The 24,529-nt window shown below is 61.6% G+C and carries 19 protein-coding genes and 2 pseudogenes; 13 read left to right on the top strand and 8 right to left on the bottom strand.

Annotated features, from left to right (window positions below):
• The first annotated feature begins 177 nt into the window (after positions 1 to 177).
• Positions 178 to 1,494: an NAD(P)H-dependent oxidoreductase gene (locus AC0L18_RS24285; RefSeq protein WP_473494497.1), complete on the top strand. Its 1,317-nt coding sequence runs from the start codon at positions 178 to 180 to the stop codon at positions 1,492 to 1,494.
• Between the two features lie 86 nt (positions 1,495 to 1,580).
• On the opposite strand, the gene proC is transcribed toward AC0L18_RS24285, so the two are convergent.
• The 3 genes from proC to AC0L18_RS24270 form a co-directional block, all read right to left on the bottom strand.
• Entirely contained in the window at positions 1,581 to 2,396 is an 816-nt protein-coding gene (proC, locus tag AC0L18_RS24280; protein WP_473494496.1) for a pyrroline-5-carboxylate reductase, read from the bottom strand.
• A 128-nt stretch (positions 2,397 to 2,524) separates the two neighbouring features.
• The gene (locus AC0L18_RS24275) at positions 2,525 to 3,844 is read right to left on the bottom strand and encodes an O-antigen ligase family protein (protein WP_473494495.1); all 1,320 of its coding nucleotides are present in this window, start codon (positions 3,842 to 3,844) and stop codon (positions 2,525 to 2,527) included.
• Positions 3,813 to 4,811 (bottom strand): glycosyltransferase family 2 protein, encoded by a 999-nt coding sequence (locus AC0L18_RS24270; protein ID WP_473494494.1) that lies wholly within the window; start codon positions 4,809 to 4,811, stop codon positions 3,813 to 3,815. Before AC0L18_RS24270 ends, AC0L18_RS24275 begins: the two co-directional genes overlap by 32 nt.
• 175 nt (positions 4,812 to 4,986) lie before the next feature.
• On the opposite strand from AC0L18_RS24270, the gene AC0L18_RS24265 reads away from it, so the two are divergent.
• The 7 genes and pseudogenes from AC0L18_RS24265 (at position 4,987) to AC0L18_RS24235 (ending at position 14,006) form a co-directional block, all read left to right on the top strand.
• The gene (locus AC0L18_RS24265; RefSeq protein ID WP_473494493.1) at positions 4,987 to 6,159 is read left to right on the top strand and encodes a glycosyltransferase; all 1,173 of its coding nucleotides are present in this window, start codon (positions 4,987 to 4,989) and stop codon (positions 6,157 to 6,159) included.
• Positions 6,156 to 6,986, top strand: coding sequence for a WecB/TagA/CpsF family glycosyltransferase (locus tag AC0L18_RS24260; RefSeq protein WP_473494492.1), 831 nt, complete (start codon positions 6,156 to 6,158; stop codon positions 6,984 to 6,986). Before AC0L18_RS24265 ends, AC0L18_RS24260 begins: the two co-directional genes overlap by 4 nt.
• A complete protein-coding gene (locus AC0L18_RS24255; RefSeq protein ID WP_473494491.1) occupies positions 6,983 to 7,906 on the top strand; it encodes a DUF6492 family protein in 924 nt (307 codons plus the stop codon). Before AC0L18_RS24260 ends, AC0L18_RS24255 begins: the two co-directional genes overlap by 4 nt.
• A 364-nt stretch (positions 7,907 to 8,270) precedes the next feature.
• Complete coding sequence (locus AC0L18_RS24250; RefSeq protein WP_473494490.1) at positions 8,271 to 9,821, top strand: AbgT family transporter; 1,551 nt, start codon at positions 8,271 to 8,273, stop codon at positions 9,819 to 9,821.
• A 51-nt stretch (positions 9,822 to 9,872) separates the two neighbouring features.
• Positions 9,873 to 11,075 (top strand): M20/M25/M40 family metallo-hydrolase, encoded by a 1,203-nt coding sequence (locus AC0L18_RS24245; RefSeq protein ID WP_473494489.1) that lies wholly within the window; start codon positions 9,873 to 9,875, stop codon positions 11,073 to 11,075.
• Between the two features lie 46 nt (positions 11,076 to 11,121).
• Positions 11,122 to 12,957, top strand: a complete 1,836-nt coding sequence (locus tag AC0L18_RS24240; protein WP_473494488.1) for an SLC13 family permease — start codon at positions 11,122 to 11,124, stop codon at positions 12,955 to 12,957.
• 6 nt (positions 12,958 to 12,963) lie between these two features.
• Positions 12,964 to 14,006, top strand: a pseudogene (locus AC0L18_RS24235) (AI-2E family transporter).
• A 28-nt stretch (positions 14,007 to 14,034) separates the two neighbouring features.
• Here AC0L18_RS24235 and AC0L18_RS24230 read toward each other — a convergent pair.
• Both AC0L18_RS24230 and AC0L18_RS24225 read right to left on the bottom strand, forming a co-directional pair.
• On the bottom strand, positions 14,035 to 14,373 hold the full coding sequence (locus tag AC0L18_RS24230) for a hypothetical protein (protein ID WP_473494487.1): 339 nt from the start codon (positions 14,371 to 14,373) through the stop codon (positions 14,035 to 14,037).
• A 40-nt stretch (positions 14,374 to 14,413) separates the two neighbouring features.
• Entirely contained in the window at positions 14,414 to 14,929 is a 516-nt protein-coding gene (locus AC0L18_RS24225) for a DUF1269 domain-containing protein (RefSeq protein ID WP_091595172.1), read from the bottom strand.
• A gap of 465 nt (positions 14,930 to 15,394) precedes the next feature.
• Between AC0L18_RS24225 and AC0L18_RS24220 the strand changes: the two genes are divergently transcribed.
• The 4 genes from AC0L18_RS24220 (at position 15,395) to AC0L18_RS24205 (ending at position 19,752) form a co-directional block, all read left to right on the top strand.
• Positions 15,395 to 16,600: a M14 family metallopeptidase gene (locus AC0L18_RS24220; protein WP_473494486.1), complete on the top strand. Its 1,206-nt coding sequence runs from the start codon at positions 15,395 to 15,397 to the stop codon at positions 16,598 to 16,600.
• 288 nt (positions 16,601 to 16,888) lie between these two features.
• Positions 16,889 to 17,194, top strand: a complete 306-nt coding sequence (locus tag AC0L18_RS24215) for a hypothetical protein (RefSeq protein WP_473494485.1) — start codon at positions 16,889 to 16,891, stop codon at positions 17,192 to 17,194.
• Positions 17,195 to 17,305: 111 nt separating this feature from the next.
• The gene (locus AC0L18_RS24210; protein ID WP_473494484.1) at positions 17,306 to 18,970 is read left to right on the top strand and encodes an alpha/beta hydrolase; all 1,665 of its coding nucleotides are present in this window, start codon (positions 17,306 to 17,308) and stop codon (positions 18,968 to 18,970) included.
• A 38-nt stretch (positions 18,971 to 19,008) separates the two neighbouring features.
• Positions 19,009 to 19,752 (top strand): META domain-containing protein, encoded by a 744-nt coding sequence (locus tag AC0L18_RS24205; RefSeq protein WP_473494483.1) that lies wholly within the window; start codon positions 19,009 to 19,011, stop codon positions 19,750 to 19,752.
• 50 nt (positions 19,753 to 19,802) lie between these two features.
• On the opposite strand, the gene AC0L18_RS24200 is transcribed toward AC0L18_RS24205, so the two are convergent.
• On the bottom strand, positions 19,803 to 20,870 hold the full coding sequence (locus AC0L18_RS24200) for a helix-turn-helix domain-containing protein (RefSeq protein ID WP_473494482.1): 1,068 nt from the start codon (positions 20,868 to 20,870) through the stop codon (positions 19,803 to 19,805).
• A 281-nt stretch (positions 20,871 to 21,151) separates the two neighbouring features.
• On the opposite strand from AC0L18_RS24200, the pseudogene AC0L18_RS24195 reads away from it, so the two are divergent.
• Positions 21,152 to 21,520, top strand: a pseudogene (locus AC0L18_RS24195) (DUF6492 family protein); the annotation flags it as partial.
• Positions 21,521 to 21,611: 91 nt separating this feature from the next.
• Here the strand turns inward: AC0L18_RS24195 and AC0L18_RS24190 are convergent.
• Positions 21,612 to 22,760, bottom strand: coding sequence for an alpha-hydroxy acid oxidase (locus tag AC0L18_RS24190; RefSeq protein WP_473494481.1), 1,149 nt, complete (start codon positions 22,758 to 22,760; stop codon positions 21,612 to 21,614).
• 465 nt (positions 22,761 to 23,225) lie between these two features.
• The gene (locus AC0L18_RS24185; protein WP_473494480.1) at positions 23,226 to 24,521 is read right to left on the bottom strand and encodes a lipopolysaccharide biosynthesis protein; all 1,296 of its coding nucleotides are present in this window, start codon (positions 24,519 to 24,521) and stop codon (positions 23,226 to 23,228) included.
• Positions 24,522 to 24,529: the final 8 nt, after the last annotated feature.

Here is a 24,529-nt window from a genome sequence, read left to right as displayed (position 1 = left end):
CCTGTCGGGGCGCCGCCCGACAGGGCGGTCTCCTCATCTCTGAACAGTAACTGGGAAGACTATCCGCTCGCGGCGCGAAAGCCAGCCGCAAGAAATTGACGACGGCGGCAGGTTTCGTTGGCAAAAGGCTGCCGTTCCCTGCTATTCCCCTTCAGATCAAAAGCAGTGGACTTGCGCATGACCAATGTCGCCTTGACCGGGCTTGCCCGCGATCTCGCCAAGCGTGCCGCGGAAGGCCGACCGGTGCGCATCGGCGTCATCGGCTCAGGCGAGATGGGCACCGACCTGGTGACGCAAGGCATGCTGATGCCGGGCATTTCGGTGTGCGCCGTCTCGACCCGCCGCCCGCACACGGCGCGTGATGCCATCCGCATCGCCTATGGCGATGAGGCGATGGCGCGCGAGGCCGATACGCCGTCGAAGCTCAGCGAGGCGATAGAGAGCGGAAAAATAGCCATCACCTCGAACGAGATGCTGGTCACCAATCCGCTGATCGAAATCGTCATCGACGCTACCGGCAAGCCCGGCGTCGCCGCCGATTTCGACCTGATGGCGATGCAGCACGGCAAGCATCTGGTGATGATGAATGTCGAGGCCGACGTAACCATCGGCTGTTATCTGAAGCAGCAGGCCGACCGCCTCGGCGTCGTCTATTCGGTCGGCGCCGGTGACGAGCCGTCGAGTTGCATGGAACTGATCGAGTTCGCCTCCGCGCTCGGCTACACCATCGTCTCAGCCGGCAAGGGCAAGAACAACCCGCTCAACCACGACGCCGTCCCTGACGACTATCGCGCGGAAGCGCTGCGCCGCAACATGAACCCGCGCATGCTGGTCGAGTTCGTCGATGGCTCGAAGACCATGGTCGAGATGTGCGCCATCGCCAACGCCACCGGGCTGGTGCCCGACATTGCCGGCATGCACGGTCCCAAGGCCGACCGCGATGAATTGGCCAAGGTGCTCATCCCGCGCGCCGACGGCGGCATCCTGTCGAGGAAGGGCGTCGTCGACTACACCATCGGCAAAGGCGTGGCGCCCGGCGTGTTCGTCATCGTCGAGGCCACGCATCCGCGCATCATCGAGCGCATGGACGATCTGCATATCGGCCATGGACCCTATTACAGCTTCTTCCGGCCCTATCATCTGACCTCGCTGGAAGTGCCGCTCACCGCCGCGCGCATCGTGCTCTATGGCAAGCCGGACATGGTGCCGCTGCCGAGGCCAGTTGCCGAGGTCTGCGCCGTGGCCAAGCGCGATCTGGCGGCGGGAGAGACATTCGACGCGATCGGCGAGACCTGCTACCGCTCCTGGACGATGACTGTCGAGGAGGCCCGCGCCAACCGCGCCGTGCCGGTCGGCCTGCTCGAAGGCGGCAAGGTGCTGAGGCCGGTCAGCAAGGGCGAGCTGCTGACATCAGCCAATGCCGCGCCCGACCCGACCACCAGGCTGTTCGCCTTGCGCCGGCTGCAGGACGAGATGCTGTACGGGGCGGGGTAGTGCGCAGAATTTTGAAGCCGGCAGGACAGAGGGGGGCGCCGTAGAGCGCTGTATCCCGCACCTTGGGTGCGACGTCGGACAAGCCACTACTTTCCCAGCTCGATCGACCGCAGCCGTGCCGCCTCCACCGCTTCGGTGAGCAGGTGGATCAGCCGGTCCTCGCCCATCAGCACGGCAAGTGCGGCGGCCGTGGTGCCGTTGGGGCTGGTCACCTGCTGGCGCAGCACGCCCGCATCTTCGCCGCTTTCGGCGGCGAGCGAGGCGGCGCCATAGACCGTCTGCACGGCCAGCAGCCTGGCGGTTTTGGCTGGCAATCCGGCCGTCTCGGCAGCCACCGCCAGTGCTTCGATGAAATGGAAGACATAGGCCGGGCCAGACCCTGACACCGCCGTCACCGCGTCCATCAGGCCTTCGTCCTCGATATCAGTCACTTCGCCGCTCGCCGAGAGCAGATCAGAAACGAAACGTTTCGTATCGATGGTCACCAGCCGGTTGGAAAACACCACCATCATGCCCTTGCCGATCGCCGCCGGCGTGTTGGGCATGCAGCGCACGATCGGCGCGCGATCGCCCAGAATGGACTCGAAAGTGGCGACCGGCGTTCCGGCGGCGATGCTGAGGAAGGTGGTGCGGCCATCGTTGAAGCGCTTGTAGGCGGCGGTCACCTCGCGGATCACTTGCGGCTTCACCGCAATGACGGCGAGGGCCGGCACCGCGTCTGCCGGAATGCCGCCGGCATCCGAGGCAGCACTGCAGCCCAGCGCTTCGGCGCGCTTGCGCAGATCGGCATTGGGCTCGACAACGAAAACCGCCGCCGGAGGGAGCTTGCCCGATTTCAGCCAGCCGGAAAGCATGGCGTAGCCCATATTGCCGCAGCCGGCGAGAACAAGCCTGATCGTCATGGAAAACCTCCGCAGAGCATTGGGCCCAAAAGTGGGTACCGGTTTTGGCAAAATCCGATGCTCAAACCAAAAGATGTTCTCCCATAGACCCTCGCGACTAGGCGGGGAAGCCCTGTTGGGACGGAGGATCAGGACGGACCACAAACCGCCATCGGCCGCAGCGACACTTGCCTCAGGCCGAACATGCCGAACACGAAGAGCAGCCAGACCGGGTCGGCGCGATGGAAGAAGAAGCTTTCGAGGAAGGCGTTCAGCGCTGCGAACAGCACCACCATCATGAAGAAGTCGCCGAGATAGATGTTCTCCTTGCGCAAGGGAATGCGCATGTAATCGCGCAGCGGCGCGACTAGGAACGTGTAGACCGCCACGCACAGCGCCGGGATGCCCATCAGCACCGCGATGTCGAGATAGCCGTTATGGCCGTGCACGATGGTTCTGATGTCCCAGGCGCGGTCGAAAGGCTGGTCCTGGTTCAACAGCAGCGGCGTGCCCCAGAAGCTCTCGAAGCCATAGCCGGTCCACGGCCGCTTCGCCAGCATCTCGCCGGCGAACTCCCAAAGAGTCGTGCGCCCGGTGTAGGTCAGGTCGGGGAAATAGAGTGCCGCCAGATGCTTCACCGGCGGCAGGAAGACGATGCCCAGCGTGCCGATCGCTGCGGCGATGATGGCCAGCGCGAACAGGATCGGCGTGCCAAGCCGCATGCCGATCAGGCTCGGCAGCACGACGATCAGGATCGAAAACGGCACCAGTCCGGCCGTAGTCTTGGAACCGGTGTGCAGCATGAAGATCATCGCTGCGCAAAAGATCGATGCGCCCCAGAGCCGCTGTCCGCGCCGGTAGAGGTACAGCCCGGCGAAGCTGAAGCAGGCCATGACGGGCCCGGCGATGTTCTTGTGGGTGAACACGCCGCGCCACAGGCCGGCATGTTCCGGCTCCAGCGAAGCGGCAGTGTGCAGCGCCTCGTTTGGAAAGACGATGAGCCCGACATAGGACAGGCCCATTACGACGACGATGGTGAAGATGATGACTTTCGAGAAAGCTTCGGCGTCGCGCGGCAGCGCCAGGATCGTCACCATCGTCAAAATGCCGATCAGCGTGAAGAAGGCGGCGCGCATGGCAGACGGCGGATCGGTTGCCATCACCACCGAAAGCATCAGCAAAGCCAGCATCAGCAGCCAGGACGGGCTGAGCAGCGAGCGCACCACGCGCGGGTCGGCAAAAGCCATGAGCGAGAAGACCGAGATCGCGCCAAGCGAGCCGAAGCCGAGCTGGTTGACGATGTCGCCGCCATCGCCGGTCGTTGCGGCGCCGGCCGGCTGGAACGGACGGAACGACACCAGGATGACGGTGAACAGCAGCGCGGCGACCGCGGTCGCGACACCGTCGCGTGTGAAGACCGCGCAGAGCGGCGCGCGTTCAGTTCTTCTCAGGCTGCCGGTATTGCTCATTGGCATATCCGAATTCGGCAAGCACGCGGCCGACAGCGACATGGATTGGGTATAAGGCCGTCGCCATCGACCCCGTCCGCGCCAGCCTGGCCGCGCCGCGAAACGGCGAGACGGCAAGCAGCGCCAGGCTCTTCAAGAAAACCCTGGTGCCGGCGAACGGCGTGCCGGCCCGCTTCTTCTTCTCGACCAGTGTCGAGATGACGCCGTTGCGCAGGCTGCGGGCACGGATCCAGTCGGCCTCGATGCGCCGGGCCGGAACTGTTTCATGCACTTGCGCCTCGGCGCACCAGCCAAGCACAAAACCTGTTTGTGCCGCCCGGCTCAGGAAATCGGAATCGCCGCCGCCCATGAAGTTGAATTTCAAGTCGAGGAAGGGCGGCCCCATGGCGGTGAGCACGTTGCGGCCGACCAGCAAATTGCCGGAGGAATACAGCGCGGGTACCCGCCCGGTCTGCCGATAAGATGGCGCAAAGACCGGGTGCTCGGCCCAACTGGCATGGGCCGCGTCGGCAAACACAGGCATTTGCGGGCCACCGACAATGTCGGCACCGATCGTCTCGGCCGCCTGGCACATGCGCTCGAGCCACTGCGGATCGGCGATCTCGTCGTCGTCGATGACCAGCAGGTGGCTGAAGTCAGGAAAGTGCAGGATAGCCGTCTGCCAGCCGGCATTGTAGGCGCTGCAATTGCCGCGCTCATGCGCGACGATCACCATGCCCGGAATGTCGCCGCCCTCGAACAGCGGCAGCGCCGCCTTGGCGCCGGCGCGCGCCTCGGCTTCGTTCTCGATGACGATGATTGCGAAACGTCTGCCGGTTTCCTGGGCCTTGAGCGATGCCAGCGTCGCCAGCAGTTGCTCGGGCCGTTTGAAGGTCGGCAGCGTAACGACCGCCTCGACGGCAGCGGCGACAAGTCCCGGCGACCGCCCTGCGATCGATACCGAACCGTCCAATGGCAAAGGGATCATCCGTGTCCAGCCCGGGATTGGTGAGTTTGGCTCTCGATAGCATCCGTGATGATAACGTTTCGTTTATCACCTTCGTGGACAAGCCCGCAAATCGGCAACGCCGGGCCACCAAATATCTTCACTTAATCAAGGCTTCACCGCGCTTTGTTAGCTGTATCCGCTTAGGAAAGGTGAGATGCATCTGCTGTTCGCCACATCGATCGTGCCCGACGGGGCTCTTGCCTCGGGCTACGAGATCGCCAATGCCGCGATCATCGCCGCGTTGCGGCGCGCCGGCGCGCGGGTCACGGTGATCGGCTTCACCTGGCCGGGCAAGCCTGCGAGCGATCCGCAGAACACCATCGTGCTCGGCGCCGTCGATGTGCGCACCGAAACCGCCTCATCGCTGCAAAAGCTCGCCTGGGTTGCAAGGGCGATGCTCTCCGGCCTCACTTTCGCGTCGGTCAAGCTGCGCGTGGTCAACGACAGCGAGGTCCGCGCCGCCGTCGAACGCGCCGGCCCTTTCGACGGCTACGTCTTGAATTCCGTGCAGTTCGCCGGCGCCTTCGAAAGGCTTTTCGGCGACCGGCCGTCGATCTTCGTCGCCCACAATGTCGAGCATCGTTCGGCGCGTGAGAACGCCGCTGCCGCCGGCGGCCTTTTCCAGCGCCTGCTGTTTCGCCGTGAGGCAAGGCTGCTCAAGACTGTGGAAGAACGGCTCTGCCGTCGGGCACGCTTCGTCTTCACGCTGGCCGAGGAAGATCGCTCAGCGCTCGGCGTCGCCTCCGACGGCCGCTCGGCGGTGCTGCCGCTGGTGACTTGCGCCGAGCCGCCGGTGCAAAAAACCCCGCGCCGCATCGACTGCGACGCGGCGCTGATCGGCACCTGGACCTGGCAGCCGAACCGCATCGGTCTCGACTGGTTCCTGGAAAAGGTGGTGCCGCATCTCAGGCCCGATTTCCGGGTCAGGATTGCCGGCGGCATGCCGTCGGGCCTCGCGTCCGCGCATCCCGGCGTCGAATTCGTCGGCCGCGTGCCGGACGCGCAGGCTTTCGTGCGCAGCGCCGCCGTCATCCCGCTGATCAGCACCTCCGGCAGCGGCGTGCAGCTCAAGACCATCGAAACCTTCGAGCTTGGGCTGCCTTCCGTCGCCACCAGCCATTCGCTGCGCGGCATCGACCATCGCCCGGTCAATTGCGTGGTGACCGATGATCCCGTCGCCTTCGCCGGCGCCCTTGAAGCAGCAGTGGCCGATGTCGGGGACGTCGACGGCAGCGCTTTCCACCGCCGGCAGCTGAAGGCGCTCGATGCCGCAATCAGGCTCGGCCTGGAAAAGCTCGAGCCTGTCGGCCAGGAGATGTTTGCATGAATGTGCACAACGCCCGCGCCGTTTTCGGGGCCGACAGCTTGAAATCGATCCTGGGCATCTCGGTCCTTGCCATCCGCTGGGACGATGCGGTCGCGCACCTGACCCGGTTGATTGCAGAGCGGCGCTTCACCAAGGTCACCTTTCTCAACGCTCACAACGCCAATGTCGCCTATACGGACCCGGTCGTTGCCGAGGCGCTCGACGATTTTCTCATCCTGCCGGACGGTGTCGGCGTCGATCTGGCGGCGAAACTGCTTTACGGAGCATCGTTTCCGGACAATCTCAACGGCACAGATTTCATCCCTGCCTTCCTGCAGGCGTCCGCCAGGCCGCTGACCGTGGGGCTGCTCGGCGCGACCCGGGTCAACGCCGAGGCGGCGTCGGAGAAGCTGGCAGCGCTCGCGTTGCAGCACCGGTTCGTGGTCATCCATGACGGTTATTTCTCTCCCGCCGAGGAGCCGGCAATCGTCGATCGCATCGCCAGATTGCGGCCGGACGTGCTGCTTGTCGCCATGGGCGTGCCACGCCAGGAATTATGGATCGCGCGCCACATCGACGCGCGCCACTGCACGCTGCCGATCGCCGTCGGCGCGCTGCTCGATTTCCTGAGCGGCACGGTGCCGCGGGCGCCGCTGTGGATGCGTCGGCTCAGGCTCGAATGGCTGTTTCGGTTGTGGATCGAACCGGGCCGTCTCTGGCGCCGCTATGTGGTCGGCAATCCCCTGTTCCTGTGGCGCGTCATCGGCCAGAAATTCTTGCGCAGGCCCGCTGCTGGCAAAACTCGCCCCAAATCAGGCCGCCGGGCAGGCCCCGGAGCAGATCATTGAACAACCGGTTCGTGCCGAGCCCTGATCCCGAGGCTGATTTCCTTCCCCGGGCGCCGACGGCGGCGGTCGTGACGGCAAGCTATGCGCCGGATTTGGAGCGCTGCCGCCTGCTGTGCGACACAATCGACCGCTACGTTTCCGGCGTGGCGCACCACTATATTCTTGTCGAGCATCGTGACGTGGCGCTGTTTCGTCAGTTGGAGAACAATCGCCGCACCATCGTCGACGAGCGGGACCTGTTGCCACGCTGGCTGCATGCCTTCGACGATCCGCTCAGCCTGTTCCGCAGGCGCATCTGGCTCAGCCTGAAGACCAAGCCGCTGCGCGGCTGGCATGTGCAGCAGCTTCGCCGCATCGCGATATCAGCCCATGCCGGCGAAGACGTGCTGGTCTTCTGCGATTCCGACGTGGCGTTCCTAAAACCTTTCGACTGCAGCGCATTCTGGCGCGATGGCAAGGTGCGGCTGTTCCGCCGCGACGGCGTGCTGTCTGGTGACGGTCATGAGGAGCATCGCATCTGGTCGCGCAATGCCGGTTCGGCGCTTGCCATCGAGCCATCGGAGGTTTCGACCCACGACTACATTTCGACGCTGATTGCCTGGCGCCGCCAAACCGTGACGGCGCTGTGTGCGCGGATCGAGACGATCCATGGCCGCAACTGGGTCGAAATCGTCGGTGCGGCGCGCAAATTCTCCGAATGCATGATCTACGGCCGCTATGTCGACGACGTGCTCGCCGGCGCCGGCCATTTCCATGGCTCGGAGGAGTTCTGCCGCGTCCACTGGACGGGCGAGGCGCTGTCGGATGACGAGTTCCGCCGTTTCGTCGCCGCCATGGCGCCGCAACAGGTGGCCATCGGCATGCAGTCGTTCATCGGCACCGACGTCGGCCGCATCCGCCGTCTGATCGGGCTCGATTAGTGCTGGGGTAAAAGCGCGATTACCTCGACCCGCTTCTGCATGACAATGCCGGGACCGAACCCCAAAGTATTTAAGCATCACGGCTGCTCATAGCTCTTCGAGAACCTTGACCGAGACTAGCAATTGCCGCCGCTCTTACACATTCGCTTAAAGTCCAGAGTCTACGCTGATCGTTCCATTCCTTGTGTTTCATTGTCAGGGCGATCGGGCGTGAAAGACTTACGGGCGATTTCGGGACAGGCGGCCAAGGCTTTGGATTCTGCGCTCATGACTCCTCACAGTAGAGGACTAAGCTCAAAGCCCGTTTGATCTGAGTATTGCCGGGGGGACGCGCTGCGCGGGTCCTGCAGAGAGGAAGGCCGAGATGCCCAACGCGAATGCGGTTCCAAAAACCGCAATGCAAAGATTTCTCGACGCAGTCGAAAGAGTGGGGAACATGGTTCCTCATCCGGTCGTCATTTTCCTGATCCTGATTGCAATCGTCATCGTCTTGTCGGCGCTCCTGAGCGCCTTTGGCGCCGCGGTGACGTTCGAACGCATCAATGCGGACACGCATGAGATTGAAACGGCGACCACCGAGATCCGTAGCCTGCTGAGCATTGAAGGCATTCGCTTTCTGTATGCCTCGCTCATTCCCAACTTCATGAGCTTCACTGCGGTCGGGCTGATGATCGCAGCAATGGTCGGCGCCGGCGTGGCGGAGGAATCCGGCCTGGTCACCGCGCTGATCCGAAAGCTCGTAGTCGTGTCACCGGCCTGGGCCCTGACCTATATCCTCGCCTTCGTCGGCATCATCGCCAGCGTTGCCGCCGACGCGGGTTATCTGGTCCTGATTCCGCTGGCCGGTATCGCTTATCTCGCAGTCGGGCGTCACCCGCTTGCCGGTCTCGCCCTGGGTTTCGCCGCTGTGGCAGGTGCCTTTACAGTCAATATGCTCATCAAGCCGCTTGATGCAGTGCTGGTCGAATTCACGAACGATGCGGCGCATCTCGTCGACCCCAACAGATCGATCGGCTTGGCATCGAATGTCTGGTTCTCCATAGCATCCGTGCTGTTTCTGACAGTGATCATCGCGTTCATCTCCGACCGCATGATCGAACCGCGGCTCGGGGTTTACAAGCCCGAGAAGTCCGGGGATGGAACGGTTCCCGATCAGAGTGCTGGACTGTCCGAAAGAGAATCCCGCGGATTGCGCTATGCCTTATACGGGCTGATCGGCCTGATCCTCGTCTTTTGTTTCCTGACACTGCCGTCTTGGGCGCCGCTGCGAAACCCCGAAACCGGCGAACTGATCGGCAACTCGCCCTTCATGAACGGCCTGATCGCGCTGATCATGCTGATCTTCCTGGTGACCGGCTGGTCGTACGGCATCGGAGCCGGCACGCTGCGCACCCTCACCGAGGTCATCGGCGCGATTGAAAAGTCGATCAAGAACCTGGGCGGGACGATCTTTCTGTTCTTCGTGCTCAGCCAGTTCGTCGCTTACTTTACCTACACCAACATCGGAACGGTTATGGCGCTGAGCCTGTCGGGTGCGCTGCAAGCTGCAAACATAGGCGCATTGCCCCTTCTGCTCGGCTTCATCCTCGTGGTCGCGATCATCGATCTGCTGTTGACTGGAGCAATCGCGAAATGGGCGATCTTCGCTCCGGTCTTCGTACCTTTGCTGATGAAACTGGGCGTCGAGCCGGAAGCTGTTTTGGCGGCTTATCGTGTCGGTGACTCACCGATGAACGCGATTACCCCGCTCAATGCCTATTTTGCTCTCGTAGTTGGATTTGCCCAAAAATACGACAAATCCGCAGGCGTTGGCACGATCGTATCGCTGATGCTTCCCTACGTCCTGTGGATGTACGTCCTGTGGACGGCACTCTTCGCGGGCTGGCAGGCGTTTGGCCTCCCATGGGGCCTGTAATGGCTGATCCAGCACGATGCGAAACAGCACTCAAACCGTGGAGGAGGTAAGATGAGCGAAGTTCCGATTCCCCTCGATGTCGCTGCCGCCGAAGAGCACCTGATGCGGTTCCTTTCGATCGAAGGTGTGACCGGATACGAGGCCAATATCGCGGCGGCTGTCAGTGACGCACTGAAGGCCGTTGGCGTGTCAGCTTCGGCAATCCGCTTCGATGACGCCAATACCCGCATTGCGTTGCCAACCGAAACTGGCAATCTGATCGTAGATCTGCCTGGAACGCGCAGCGCACCAAGGCTGCTTTTCTCCACCCATCTTGACACAGTTCCGCTGTGCGCCGGGGCGAAGCCCCGAAGGGAAGGCGATCGCATCGTCTCCGACGGCACGACAGCTCTCGGAGGCGACGCTCGTACCGGTGTGGCGCTTCTGGTTGTGCTTGCCGAAACGCTCATCAGGCACAAGCTGCCGCGTCCGCCGATCACGCTGCTTTTCACGGTACGGGAAGAGAGCGGGCTTCACGGGGCGCGCGAGTTGAACCCCGCCGATCTCGGTGGCCCGGTCATGTGCATCAATGTCGATGGGCAACTCGCCTCTGATCTGATCATCGGCGCGGTCGGACAGGAAAACTGGGAAGTCGAGATCAAGGGCCGCGCGTCCCACGCTGGCGTGGCGCCCGAAAAGGGCATATCGGCGACGCTGGTAGGAGCGATCGCCTTGACTGAGGCGCGGCAGGCAGGCTGGTTCGGCAAGGTTGTGAAACCCGACGGCCGGGGAACCAGCAATGTCGGCATTTTCGGCGGGAGGGATGGAAAGCCCGCAGGCGATGCAACCAATGTCGTTACCGACTACGCATCCATCAAGGGAGAGGCTCGCAGCCCCGAGGCAGCTTTCGCAACGAAGATCGCCAAGGGTTACGCAGATGCCTTCGGCAAGGCGAAGGGGCAGGTCAGAGATCATGAGGGCCAGACGGCAGAAGTAACGTTCAGCCACCAGACCTCCTACCCTCCTTTCAAACTCGCAGAGGACAGCCCAGTCGTGACGCGGGCCACCAAGGCGTTGAAGATGCTGGGCATCGAGGCCCGCTGTCTCTTCTCCAATGGCGGGCTGGATGCAAATTGGCTCGACAAACATGGCATCCCTACCATCACCATCGGTGCGGGCCAGGCCGAGATCCATACCATCAAGGAATATGTGAACCTTGCCGAATACGAGAAGGGCTGCCGCCTGGGCGTACTTATGGCGACACTGGAAGAGTAGCAGTCATGCCGCGGGTCGGCCGTAGGGCCGGCGAGGAACCAAGCGATTGAGCCCCATAGCGTACACTGCCACCATCATCGCAGCCGTCGTCGTCCTGTTCGTCTGGAACCGGCTGCCAGTCGTCGTTGTCGCGATGGCGACGGCTACCGCGTTGTGGGCAACCGGCGTCCTGACGATTGATCAGGCGCTCGGCGGCTTCGGTGATCCCGCGGTGATCTTCATAGCCTCCCTCTTCATCGTCAGCGCCGGCCTCGACGTGACGGGCGTCACCGCATGGGCCGGGCAACTTCTGATCCGTGGCGCAGGCGAAGAGAGCCGCGCCCGCCTGCTGCTGCTGACGATGAGTATGGTCGCGCTCCTTACGGCGCTGATCAGTGTCAATGGCGCCGTGGCTGCACTCCTGCCAGTGGTGGTCGTCATCGCCGTCCGCCTGAAGCGAAATTCGGCCCAGCTGCTCCTGCCTCTCGTTTTTTCCGCGCATGCCGGCTCAAAGTTGGCTCTGACGGGATCGCCAGTGAACGTGTTGGTGTCGAACGCGGGCAGCGACGCCGGCGTGGGCAGCTTCGGTTTCTTCGAATTCGCGCTTGTAGGCTTGCCGCTGCTGGCAGGAACGATGGCCATCATCATAGTGTTCGGAAAACGGCTGTTGCCCGAACGCAACGGCGCGACCATGCCTGCCGACTTCAGCCGCCATGCGAAGACGCTCGTCGAGCAATACGGCCTTGCCAGCGGCGTGTACCAAATGCGCGTGCGCGCAAGTTCGCCGTTTATCGGCATGCCCGCGTCTGCGATCGAGTTGGGCACCTATCCCGACCTGCAAGTCGTCGCCGTTCAGGAGGGTGAAACGGCCAGCCCGCTTCGCAGACCTGTTATCGCCGAGGGGGATCACCTGCTGCTGCGGGGCGACGCCGAGTCGGCCGCTGCGTTCGCTGCCGACAAACACCTCGCATTTAGCGAGTCCGCGGCGCCAGGGCAGGGAGAGGAGACGCTGTTCAACCGCAGCTCGGGCCTCGCCGAGGTGGTTATCCCGCCACGCTCCGGCCTTATTGGCCAGAACGTTTTCCCGGGCATGGTCACCGAGAGCGGCGACCTGATCGTCCTTGCCGTGCAGCGCGCCGGCGCAGAGATGGTGGCCACCAACGCAACACGAGATGCAGGAGGTATCGTGTTGCAGGCCGGGGACACGATGCTCCTGCAGGGAACGTGGAAAGCTCTCGACCACCGCCTCAAGGATCCGGATGTCCTGGTCGTCAATTCGCCCGAACTGGTGCGTCGTCAGGCGGTGCCGATGGGGCCGGGTGCCCGCCAGGCCGTTGCCATTCTGATCGCGATGGTCGTGCTCCTCGCCACGGGCATCACCCCGCCAGCGGTAGCCGGCCTGCTCGCCGCCGGAGCGATCGTCCTGTCGGGGATCATGAGTGTCGAGCAGTCCTACCGAGCCATCGATTGGACGACCGTGATCCTGGTCGGCGCGATGATGCCGCTGTCCACCGCCATGGTCGAGACAGGCGCCGCGAAACTGATGGCAGAACATCTGGTGTCGCTGGTCGGCGACGCCGGTCCCATTGCCCTGCTCGCCGGCCTGTTCGTGCTGACTGCCATAATGGGGCAGCTCATCAGCAACACCGCGACAGCTCTCATCGTCATCCCGATCGGGGTCGCAGCCGCGCTAACCATGGGTATTTCGCCCCGTCCCGTTCTCATGAGCACCGCCGTGGCGGCGGCCGCAGCATTCCTGACGCCGATCGCAACCCCCACGAACCTGATGGTCATGGGCCCCGGCGGTTACGCTTTCGGTGACTACTGGAAGCTTGGTCTACCGCTGATGCTCTGGTTCTTTGTCGTGGCTGTGTTCATAGTGCCGATGATCTGGAGATTCTGAATTACCATGAATGCCCGCTGGGTTCCGGTACTGCTGGGCATCATCTGCGCAATTCTCCTGCTGGCCGCGCTCTATTTCGCCGACGCGATCATTGCGCCGGTCGCCTGCGCGCTCTTTATCATCGCGATCGTCTGGCGGTTCAGAAACGGCTGCAGGCACGCCTGCCGCAGCTTCTGGCGCTCGCCATTGTTGTAACGCTCGTCATGCTGGTCTTCATCGTGTTCGCGTCCGTCGTGGCCTGGGGTTTCGGTCGGATCGGCAGATCCGTCATCGCCGAGACGCCGCGGCTTCAAGCGCTCTACGAACAGGCGACAGCCTGGCTGGAGACGCACGGGATCGCCGTTGCCGGCCTATGGGCGGAGCATTTCAATGTGCGCTGGGCTGTGGCGGCGATGCAGGGCCTGTCAGCACGGCTGAACACGACGATCTCGTTCTGGATCGTGGTACTGATCTACGTGCTGCTCGGCCTGCTCGAGGTCGGCCCGCTGGCGCGTAAAATCCCCAGCATCTTCAGCGGCGAGGCTGCGCGCATCCTGATCGTCGGCGGCGAACGCACAGCCGCCAAGATGCGCCGGTACCTGGTGATCCGAACGATCATGAGCATTGCAACGGGTGGCATGATCTACGTGTTTACCCTGGCGCTTGGCCTGCAGCTTGCCACGGAGTGGGGCGTCATCGCCTTCACTTTGAATTTCATCCCCTTCGTCGGCCCGTTCGTCGCAACGCTGCTGCCGACCTTCTACGCGCTGGCCCAGTTCGAATCCCTGTATTCCGCACTTTTCGTCTTTGCCTGCCTCAATCTCATCCAGTTCGCGATCGGCAGTTATGTAGAGCCGCGTTTGGCCGGCAAGGCGTTGGCGCTGTCGCCCTTTCTCGTGCTGTTTTCTGTCTTCCTTTGGATGTTCCTCTGGGGCCTGTTCGGCGCCTTCATCGGGGTCCCGATAGCAATTGCAGTGCTGACCTTCTGCGCCCAGTCTCCGTCGGCCAGGTGGCTCGCCCAGTTGTTAGGCGCCCCTGACGATGAGGTGGGAAGCGCCCAAGGTAGATAGGGACAGTAAGAGCAGCCAGCCCCGGAAATTAACCTTTCACGCGGGCTCGGATTAGACCGTGAACAGTCATCAGAACGACGCCACCGAGCAGGCCCGATATGCCGACCCCGATCAGGACGGCAGGGGTAAGCCCGCCCAGCCCGCGCATGACGGAATCGGCGGCGTTTTCAGCGTGCCCAACCAAGTGGCCAATGCCGGGAATCTGCGCAGCTACGAAGGTCAACGCAAAACCTCCGGCCATGCCGGCCAGAACGGCTGCGATCTTGGTAAGTTCAACGCTGGGCCACCACCACCGCACAGCGAGTGCCCCCGCCGCGCCGCAGAGCATCTCGATGGCGATGGCTATGACAGTTTCGGTCGGGGACAACAGTCACTTTCTCCAGCACGAACGGGAGCGGCGATGCCGCCTACGCCGACGGCGCCGAACCGGCTTCTGCGGAATGGCGCTTGAGGGCGTCGCGCAGAACCTGCTCCTTGGTCTCGTCGAGCGAGGTCTTGAGGACGATTCCACCGAAGCCCTGGATCTGCTTCAGAACCTTGTCTTCGGTCATCTCCTGGATCAGCAGGAAGAGCGCGGCATTGCCTGGCACGATGCTTGCCGACAGATCTTTCATGAAGGCATCATTGATGCCGACATCGGTCAACGCGCCCCCAAGCGCACCCGAAGCCGTGCCAACCGCCACGCCTATAAGCGGATTGAGGAATAAAATCCCGATGAGCAATCCCCAGAAGCTGCCGGAAACGGCGCCGGTAGCCGTGGTGTTCATAAGCTGGTTCAGCTTGACCTTTCCCGCCTCGGTCTTGGTGGCGATGACAGCGTCGCCAAGCTTGATCACATATTCCTTCTGTAGACCGAGCAGGGTTTGGCGGACTTCTTCAGCCTTCGCCTCGGTGGGATAAACAATGACGATGAGGGTTGACATGGAGGCTCCTGTCGACGGCAGCCATTAGGGCTGCGTAGGGGGTGCCATATTTTAGGGCGTCCAGCACCTGAAGAAATCGGCATGGAGTCCTGCTTATGTGCCCCATGTCTCTTTTTCGCAGCGCCGGGGAATCGATTGACTGATGTCAAATCCGTTTCCAGTCTTGCCACAGCCTGAGGCAACTAACTTGGCCTCACGCTTCATCATGCCGGCGTCGCTGGCGAAATCGGGCGATAGGCCGAGGGAACAGGAGCGCTTTGGAGAATATCGTCCGATGTAGGACGAGAGGCACAGTTTTGGAATTCTGGGCCAATGGCAAGGCGGCCAGAAGGCGCTATCGTCAACAACGGAAGCGGAAGCATCCTAAGCTGTAGTCACGGTCCATCTGATGATCTCCGAGCGTTCCTTTCTCCATCAACGACCGCTCAAGCCGAAGCGACCTTGATACACACAACGGACTTGATCATGTCGGACCTATCCAAAAAAGGCCTCGACCGTCGCGATCTGATAATAGCATCCATCGCGACGGTTGGCGCGGCGGCCGCCCTCGCGGCCAACGCTGGCTCTGCAAATGCCCAGGACGTAGCGGCTCCCTCTGCCGACGCCGCATCCGGTGGGTCTCAGGGAACGGTCTATACCGGCGAAGTGATCCAGGGGAAAAAGGTCGTAAGTGCGCTCGACGTCAGCGACCTGGAAGCCGGGCAGAAGCACCTCTTGTACTTTCAGGGCGTGCAGATGCCCACCGGACAGTATTGGTATGTGTCCGTGGCGGTCGCCAAGGGGGCAAAGCCGGGCAAGCGCGTCGTTCTGACCAGCGGTGTGCACGGCGACGAGATGAGTTCCGTGCATACGGTCCTGACCGTGATGAACCAGCTCGATCCAGCGGAAATGTCGGGCACGGTGATGGCGGTCACGGACATCGCCCGCCCGGCTATGGAGGGCATGCAGCGCAGATGGCCCAATTCGGGCAGGGGCGCCGGCCTGATCGACATGAACCGGGAATGGCCCGGGAACGAGAACGGCTTCACCGCGCCCAGCCGGCACGCCGGGCTGCTGTTCAACCGGCTGCTGCGGCCGAACGCCGACGCGGCGATCGACTTCCATACCGGGACAAGCGGATTCGAAGTCACCGCATTCAATATTGCAAGCATGGATGTGCCCGAGATACGGTCGATGGTGGAACTGTACCCGGTCGGCCAGATCTTCGACAATCATACATATCCCGGTGTCCTGCATAACGCGTTTGTCGACGTGGGTATCCCGTCTTTTTGCCCGGAGGTCGGCGCTGCGCGCGTCCTCGATCTCGAGATGATCCCCCTGTTCGTGGAGGGCACGATGAATGTCCTCAAGCATCACGGCATCCTGGCCGGCCCAATGGGACGGACAGGCAAGGACGTGGGTGTTTTCTTAGGCAACAGCGCGGTTCCGGTCGTGGCAACCCAGGGCGGGTTTATCGAGCATCTGGTCAAGCTCAACGACAAGGTCGAAGCCGGACAAAAGGTGGCCATCCAGCGCAACAGCTTCGGCGAAGTGGTCGCGGAATATACAAGCAGCGTTAATGGAGAGATTGCGGGCCAGCGCAGCGAAGTACCGTCCGAGCCTGGCGACCCTTTGGCATTCATCCTTTTCAACAAGGCGGGGCCGGATGGCGGTGAAACTTACCCAGAGTGAGTACGCCACGACAGCGCCGAGAAAGGCGCCAGCTCCGCATCCGGCTCCTGCGAGGGCGCCCGCTCCTGCCCCCTGTTCGGTGGCGGCAAGGACGGCAACACGCAGACAGGAGGCAAGTTTTGTTTTCTACTCATCTCGGTCTTAGCTTCGATGGAGAGTGGTCATGAGCAAAGGGTCCTGAACTTTTGTCTGGTTGTCTCTAAATTATGAACCGGCACCGTCTTTGCCTTGACAAGGCAGCCGAGGACGAATTGTTATCGAAGGGCCCGTCGATACGGAGGAAGCCTTATGCGTCGTCTTTTGTTCGCTTGCTTTGGTGTTGCTCTCAGCTTCGCTGTCCCTGTAGCTTCGCCAACGCCCGCCCATGCAGTCACGATAAACATCAATATCGGCACCAGCCTCAATAATGGCCGTGCCATCACTTGTCGTGATGGCGAGCGAATCTTGCGCAATCGCGGCTTCAGAGACATTCGACGTGTCGATTGCCGCGGGCGGTTCTTCGTCTATCGCGCCAGGCGCAGCGCAAGCCGTTTCGAAATTGCAGTGAGCGCGAACAATGGCCGCGTCGTCGATCTGCGTCGCATTAGAAGATAATTGTTTGGGCTATCTTTCCAGGGTCTGGAGGCCGTTAGACTCAGCCCAAGGCCTCGATTGTTGCGCCGGCCTTACAAATTTGCTGTCCGCTAAACGCTGAGGATCAATGGGTTGCGCGCGATCCTGACCAAGCTCGCACATTCACTCCTCGCGACAGGGATACTGGTAGCGACCCTTGCGTTCGCGGCCTCTCTTACGCCCAGCCTTATACCACGATCCTATCTGGTCCAGGGTGTGCTTTCGGGACTTTCAGCTGCTCTCGGATACGGCATCGGCTTCGTCGCTTATTCGCTGTGGACCTATCTCGAATTGCCGCAGCTACGCGACCGAACCCTGAAGGCGACGAGAATTGCAGTCGCCGGCACGTGCGTTGTGATTGCCGCCGTGTTCCTTTGGAGAACTCTGGAATGGCAGAATTCGATCCGCGTTTTGATGGATCTCGCTCCGCTGGACACCGCGAGTCCGCTCAAAACAGGGATTGTCGCTGTCGTCGTATTTGCGACACTCATGTTGTTGGCGCACCTCTTCAGGCACACCTTCCTGGTGTTCTCCGGCTGGCTGGGACGCTTCGTCCCGAGGCGGGTCTCTCACCTTGTCGGCGGCCTGCTGGCGGTCGCGCTGTTCTGGTCGGTCGTCGAGGGACTGGTCTTCAGGCTGACGCTTCGGATCCTGGATTCTTCGTTCAAGCAGATGGATGCTCTCATCGAAGATGACCTCAGCAGGCCCGCGCAATCGATCAAGACCGGGAGCGCGGCTTCCTTGCTGTCATGGGAAGAACTCGGCAGGCAGGGCCGCAGGTTTGTCAGTTCCGGTCCAACGGCGGCAGAGATAGCAACTTTCTTCGGGGAAGGGGCTGTGGACCCTATTCGGGTGTATGTCGGAATGAGTTCGGCCGACACTGCCGATGAACGCGCGAAGCTGGCCTTGCAGGAATTGAAACGTACCGGCGCGTTCGAAAGGTCCATACTGATCATCATCGTGCCGACTGGTACCGGCATGATTGATCCGGCTGCGCTGGACCCGGTTGAATATCTTCACAGGGGCAATGTCGCGAGCGTCGCAATGCAATACTCCTACCTCGCCAGTTGGCTATCCCTCCTGGTCGAGCCGGACTACGGCGCGGAGGCCGGCGACGCGCTGTTCCAAGAGGTCTACACCTACTGGTCTTCGCTTCCACGCGACGTCCGCCCGAAACTCTACTTGCACGGCCTAAGCCTCGGGGCGATGAACTCCGAACAGTCGGCGAACCTTTACGATGTCGTCGCAGATCCGTTTCAAGGCGCTTTGTGGAGCGGGCCACCCTTCGCAAGCCGCACCTGGCGATCCGTTACTGACGGCCGCAATTCCGGATCGCCCGAATGGCTCCCCCGCTTTCGCAACAGCTCGATCGTCCGGTTCACCAATCAGAACGGTGCCTTGGACATTCCAGACGCAGAGTGGGGACCGATCCGGATAGTCTACCTTCAATACGCCAGTGATCCGATAACCTTCTTCGACGTCGCCACGCTTTATCGAGAACCCGATTGGATGAAAGAGCCGCGCGGACCCGACGTATCGGAAGAGGTTCGCTGGTATCCGCTTATCACGATGCTGCAACTGACGGTCGATATGGCAATAGCGACGACGTCTCCAATGGGTTACGGCCATGTCTTTGCACCACAGCACTATATCGATGCGTGGCTGGCCGTAACCGATCCGCCGAGCATTACACCTGAACATATTGCTCGGCTGAAGGTCCTTTTCATCACGCGTGGGGCGACGCCTGTCAGCGGATAAATCTCAGTTTTGTCATTGTTATAAGTAGGAGAAACGCCGTGAAGCTGCTGTCAGCCCTTGTTGCCGCAGCCATATGCTGCCTGGCGTCGCATGGCGCGTATGCTACGGATGTGAAACTGTCCGGCAGCGCCTTCTACCGGGAGCGGATTGCGCTACCCTCAGATGCCACTCTCCTTGTGGAATTCATAGATTTGGCCAAGCCAGAAACCGCCCTGGCCGCAACTACCGTGGCGCCGGCCGGACAAGTTCCCATTGCCTTTGGCCTGGTTGTCGATTCAAGCAAACTGTCGAGCGGAGAGGCCTATGCGATACAGGCCCGCATTGAGGTCGGCGGCTCCGCCTGGTTCGCCAGTGCCGAGCCGACCCCGGTCGATCTGGCGAGAGCGGGAGAATTGTTTTCAATCCTCCTCGTTCAGGCGGGCAGTAACAACGCAGAGGAGGCTTCCGGCGTCTCGCTGGCAGGTACCGAATGGAGGGTTTTAGAGCTGGACGGCAAGAGCGCCGATCCGAACGTGACGTCGACGCTTATTTTTGATGCTGATGGCGCGGTGAGCGGCAATGGTGGCTGCAACGCTTTTCGCGGCAACGTCAACATAGAAGGTACGACAATGAAATTTGGCCAGCTGGCATCGACAATGATGGCCTGCGAGGATGCCAAGTCCGTTCAAGAGGCGGTCTTCCACGCAGCGCTTTCGCAAACTGCGGCGTATTCGGTACAGGATGGAAATCTGATGCTCGTCGATGCTGCAGGTAAGACCGTCGCTCGCCTGGGAGCGCCGTGAGGCGGCTAAGCTGACGTTAGCGCGGACTAGTCCCGCCGTGCTCGGTCCGGTCAGGTTCCATCGACAGTGCGGAGTAGCTGGTAAAGCGTTTGCGGCCCTTCGTGTCGTGCCTGGCATTGCTGCGCCACGACGAAGCCATCACTCGCCCAACCGATATCCCGTGCTTCCTTCGGTGAAATGCCGAATTCGTGCCTGAACGTTCGACTGTAGCTGGAAGCATCGACGAAGCCCCATTGCTCGGCGATCCGGGATATGGACCGCGTATCGCCAATGTCGGAGAGCGCGTCCCGCGTTCGCAGTAGCCGCTGCCTCCGAATGTAAGAAGCTACTCCCCCAAGCGGCTCGAAAATTCTGTATAGCCGGGAGCGGGACACGCCAAGTTCCGCGCACAGCGTTTGGGATGTCAATTGGTGATCCACAAGTCTGCCGTCAATCATCCGTCGCGCTCGGCCTAGAAATGTCGCGTCGATTGGGGTTTGTGCTTCTCTCAAGCGATCCTGGGAGGGCGCGAGACATACGGCCACAAGGCTTCGTGTTGCCTCGACGACGTATGGTATCTCCGGCGACTGCAAATCCGCCAGCGACCGGTTGAGAAGAAGCAGGTAGTCTGCCAGCAGCTTACCGAGCCCTCCTTCGAACTTGGCATCCAACATTCGATGGAGCCCGGCAGTCGAGGTAAACAGATCGTTTGGGATGAAGAGCGTAAGGACCCCGTCGTGATTGATTTGTCTATCGAACGGGCTGGCCAGGCAGTGCAGCTCAGGCACAGCTTTCTCGCCTTTATGCCACTCACCCGGCAAGCAAAACGGCAGGGTGACATACCAATGGTCAAGAACGGCATTTTTCAGATGCTTCTGGCGATGAGCATGATTTTCGCCTGGAAGCTCAGTTCGCATAAAAGCGAGTCTATCCAGGTTCCACACCGTTTGGCGGGCCGGAAAGGATTGAGGACAATCCCGCACGGCTGACAAGTCCATCACGCCTCGATTGGCGAAACGGAAAGCCGGAAATTGCTCGCGAGGTTGAAAGCTAAAGGTTGAAAAATCAAGAGAATGCGTAAATTTCGCATTCTTACTTTTGTGCTCTTCGAGCGATTGGAGCGCGGAGTCTTGATACATTAGATGACTCTAAATTACCGTTGCTCCGCGTAATGTCCAAACAAACATCACCTTCTTTGTACCATATCGTACCACGCACAAGCCTCAAAGACAAAATTGACAGAGCGTGTGAGCAATTGTCCTTGAATTGGGCCTGATGGCTCGATGCTTGCGAAACGGCCAATCTTCTGAAAAAAACGAATCTAGCAGTTTCGGCGTCGGAAAATGCTGCAGGGATTCATGCGAAAGCTTTTCATGCGTGATCTGCACGGAGCGCGGAGGTCGCGCAATGCTGGTTCGGCGAGCCATCGGAGGTTTCGACCCACGACTACATTTCGACGCTGATTGCCTGGCGCCGCCAAACCGTGACGGCGCTGTGTGCGCGGATCGAGACGATCCATGGCCGCAACTGGGTCGAAATCGTCGGTGCGGCGCGCAAATTCTCCGAATGCATGATCTACGGCCGCTATGTCGACGACGTGCTCGCCGGCGCCGGCCATTTCCATGGCTCGGAGGAGTTCTGCCGCGTCCACTGGACGGGCGAGGCGCTGTCGGATGACGAGTTCCGCCGTTTCGTCGCCGCCATGGCGCCGCAACAGGTGGCCATCGGCATGCAGTCGTTTATCGGCACCGATGTCGGCCGCATCCGCCGCCTGATCGGGCTCGATTAGTCCGAGGATAAAAACTCATCGCCCTTTAACGACCGGGCTTAGGCCCCCGACCTTCCTGGCAGGAGGTCATGAAAGGGTGGGAAGTCGCCTGTTACTGGCGGAAGCGCAGGTTCCGTCGCGTGAGTTCGTTGACCGAGGTGCAGCCCATCAGCTTCATGCCACGCTCAATCTCGATGTGCATCAATTCCAGTGCGCGTTCGACGCCGGCCTGTCCGGCGGCCGCCAGTGGGAAAAGGTAGTAGCGGCCCAATCCGACGGCCTTTGCGCCCAGCGACAGGGCCTTGAGCACGTGGGTGCCGCGCTGCACGCCACCATCCATCATCACATCGATTCTGTCTCCCACCGCAGCGACGATCTCGGCAAGCTGGTCGAACGCGGTACGCGAGCCGTCGAGTTGGCGACCGCCGTGATTGGAGAGGACAATTCCGGTGCAACCAATCTCGACCGCACGCCTGGCATCCTCGACCGACATGATGCCTTTCAGGCAGAACTGTCCGCCCCAGTGCTGCACCATCTCGGCAACGTCGCCCCACGACATGGAGGGGTCCAACATCTCCGTGAAGTAGCGGCTGATCGACATCGCGCCGCCGCCCATGTCGACATGGCCTTCGAGCTGTGGCAGCCGGAACCGCTCATGCATATAGTAGTTGATCGCCCATGACGGTTTGACCGCGAACTGCGCGATGCCAGCGAGATTGAGCTTGAAGGGGATGGCGAACCCCGTTCTCTTGTCACGCTCGCGGTTGCCGCCGGTGATGCTGTCCACCGTCAGCATCATCACCTCTACTCCCGCCTGCTTGGCCCGGGCCATCATCTCGCGGTTCAATCCGCGGTCCTTGTGGAAGTAGAATTGGTAGACTTGCGGCCCATTGCTGATCTGGCGCGCCTCTTCGAGGCTGACGGTGCCGAGCGAGGAGACGCCGAACATCGTGCCATATTTCGCCGCCGCTGCCGCCACCGCACGTTCGCCCTGATGGTGGAACAGGCGCTGGAGCGCTGTTGGCGAGCAGTAGGCCGGCATCGCTAGCTTCTGGCCCATGACGGTCACCGACATGTCCACATTGGTCACGCCGCGCAGAACATTCGGCACCAGGTCGCAGACATCGAAGGCAGCCCTGTTGCGCCAATAAGTGACTTCGTCATCGGCCGCACCGTCAATGTAGTTGAAGATCGGTCGGGGAAGGCGCTGTTTGGCCATGCTGCGGAAGTCATGGAAGTTGTGGCAATTCCTCAGACGCATCTCATCACTCCGTTGGCCCGGCTCATCTGCCCGATAGCACACTGCTGCGCGATGCCTAACTGACGCGGGCTGAACGATAAACGGCCGCAACGAACTGGTAGCAGTCGTGGCGCGAACGTTGCTCTGGAGAAGCGGCGGCAAGGCTCGCCGCTACCCGACACCCGGCATTTTTCGAGTGAACGACCAGTCTCGGGCGACAACCTCGATGGTCTCATCTCGAAAATAGAACAAGAAATGCCGTGATGTCGGACTGTCCGACGACAGAACCCCCCAATCGGGCTCGTCGACTGCCCCGCCGTCGCCGATCACTTCGTAGAACTCCCCCCATTTTAGAGCTTGATTGCTATAACGGCCTTCACCTGTAAACCACGCGTGATCATTTGTGGCGTCCCATCGCCAGCGACTACTGCCAACGAATCGAAGTGTCCATCCCATCTCGGCATCGACGGCAGCCAGCTGGTCGACCTAGACCGGCTTCGCCGGCCTGCGCATCGCCGAGTAGGTGAGCAGCGCCGAGGCGAGATAGAGCAGCAGGAAGACGACGTTGAGCGACAGCACCAGATCGGGCGTGTCCAGGATCGTTGTCAGCACATAAGTCAGCAGCACCGCCTTCAGCCCGGCAAGCAGCGCCAGGTTGATCGCCCGCACCAGCGTCTGGCCGCGCGCGAACAGAAGCTCGGCCTGGTATTCGATCAGATTGCGCAGGCCCGGCACACAGATCGCCAGCGCCACCAAAGGGGCGGCCTCCGCAACATTCCTGCCGAGCGCGTTGGGGAAGAAATGCAGCACGATGCCGAGTGTCGCCAGCGCCAGCGTCGAGACCGCGAACACGCCGCCTTCGATGCCGCTCCTGACCGAAAGGCGCGACAAAAGTTCCGGCGCCCGCATCATGCGCTGAACCAGCATCATCGAGAAGGTGCGGATCGGGATCGCCGTCAGGTCGACCAGCCGCATGATGATGGCATAGATGCCGGCGAGGTGCGGACCGCCGATCGCCAGCACCAGCAGCTTGTCGAATTCCATCTGCAGGTAGAACAGCACCTCTGCGCCGGCCACGTAGATGGAATCGGCGAGCCGCCGCAGATAGAGCGCCGGCCGCAGCCGCAGCCTTTGGCGCGGATAGAAAAATCCGAAGGCAATGAGCAGCGAGGCGGCGTTGGCGCCGATGTAATACCAGGACCAGGCTCCTATGGTCGGCTGCGCCGCGAACATGAACAGCACGGCGCCGAGCGCCCGCAAGGCCGTCGCCAGGATCGTCAGCAGGGCGGCGCGGCCGAATTTGCCGAGGCCGTTGTTGACGATCAGCGCCACCTCTACCGGCCGCCACAGCAACGCCTCGGCAAACACGATCGCCGCAAAGACCGACAGCGGCACGGTGCCGGCAAAGAAGACCAGGTAGACGCCGTAGGAGGCGGCAGCCAGCAACGGCAGCGATATCGCGCCAAACAGCAGGAAGCCGGCCGTGAAGGTGCCGATCAGATTGGGGCGGATGGTGGCGGTTCGGTAAAGCGCCGAGATGAAACCGAAGGCCAGGATGCGCGACAGCATCACGCCGGCCGCCGAAGCGGTGGCGAACATGCCGAATTCGGCGATCGACAGCGTGTTGGCCAGCGCGATGAAATAGGCGAGCGAAAACACCAGCCGCCCGCCCGCGCCACTGATCGCCGAAAGATAGTCGCGAACCAGCCGCCGTCGCTCGGCGACGAAAGCGCCGATCCGGGCGAGAGGCCGTTTTTGCGGGATGTTGCCAGCCTGAGTCATGTGTCGAG

The sequence above is a fragment of the Mesorhizobium sp. WSM4819 genome (assembly GCF_055811215.1).
The sequence above is the reverse complement of the archived record's forward strand: the minus strand, read 5'-3'. Positions and strand labels throughout refer to the sequence as shown.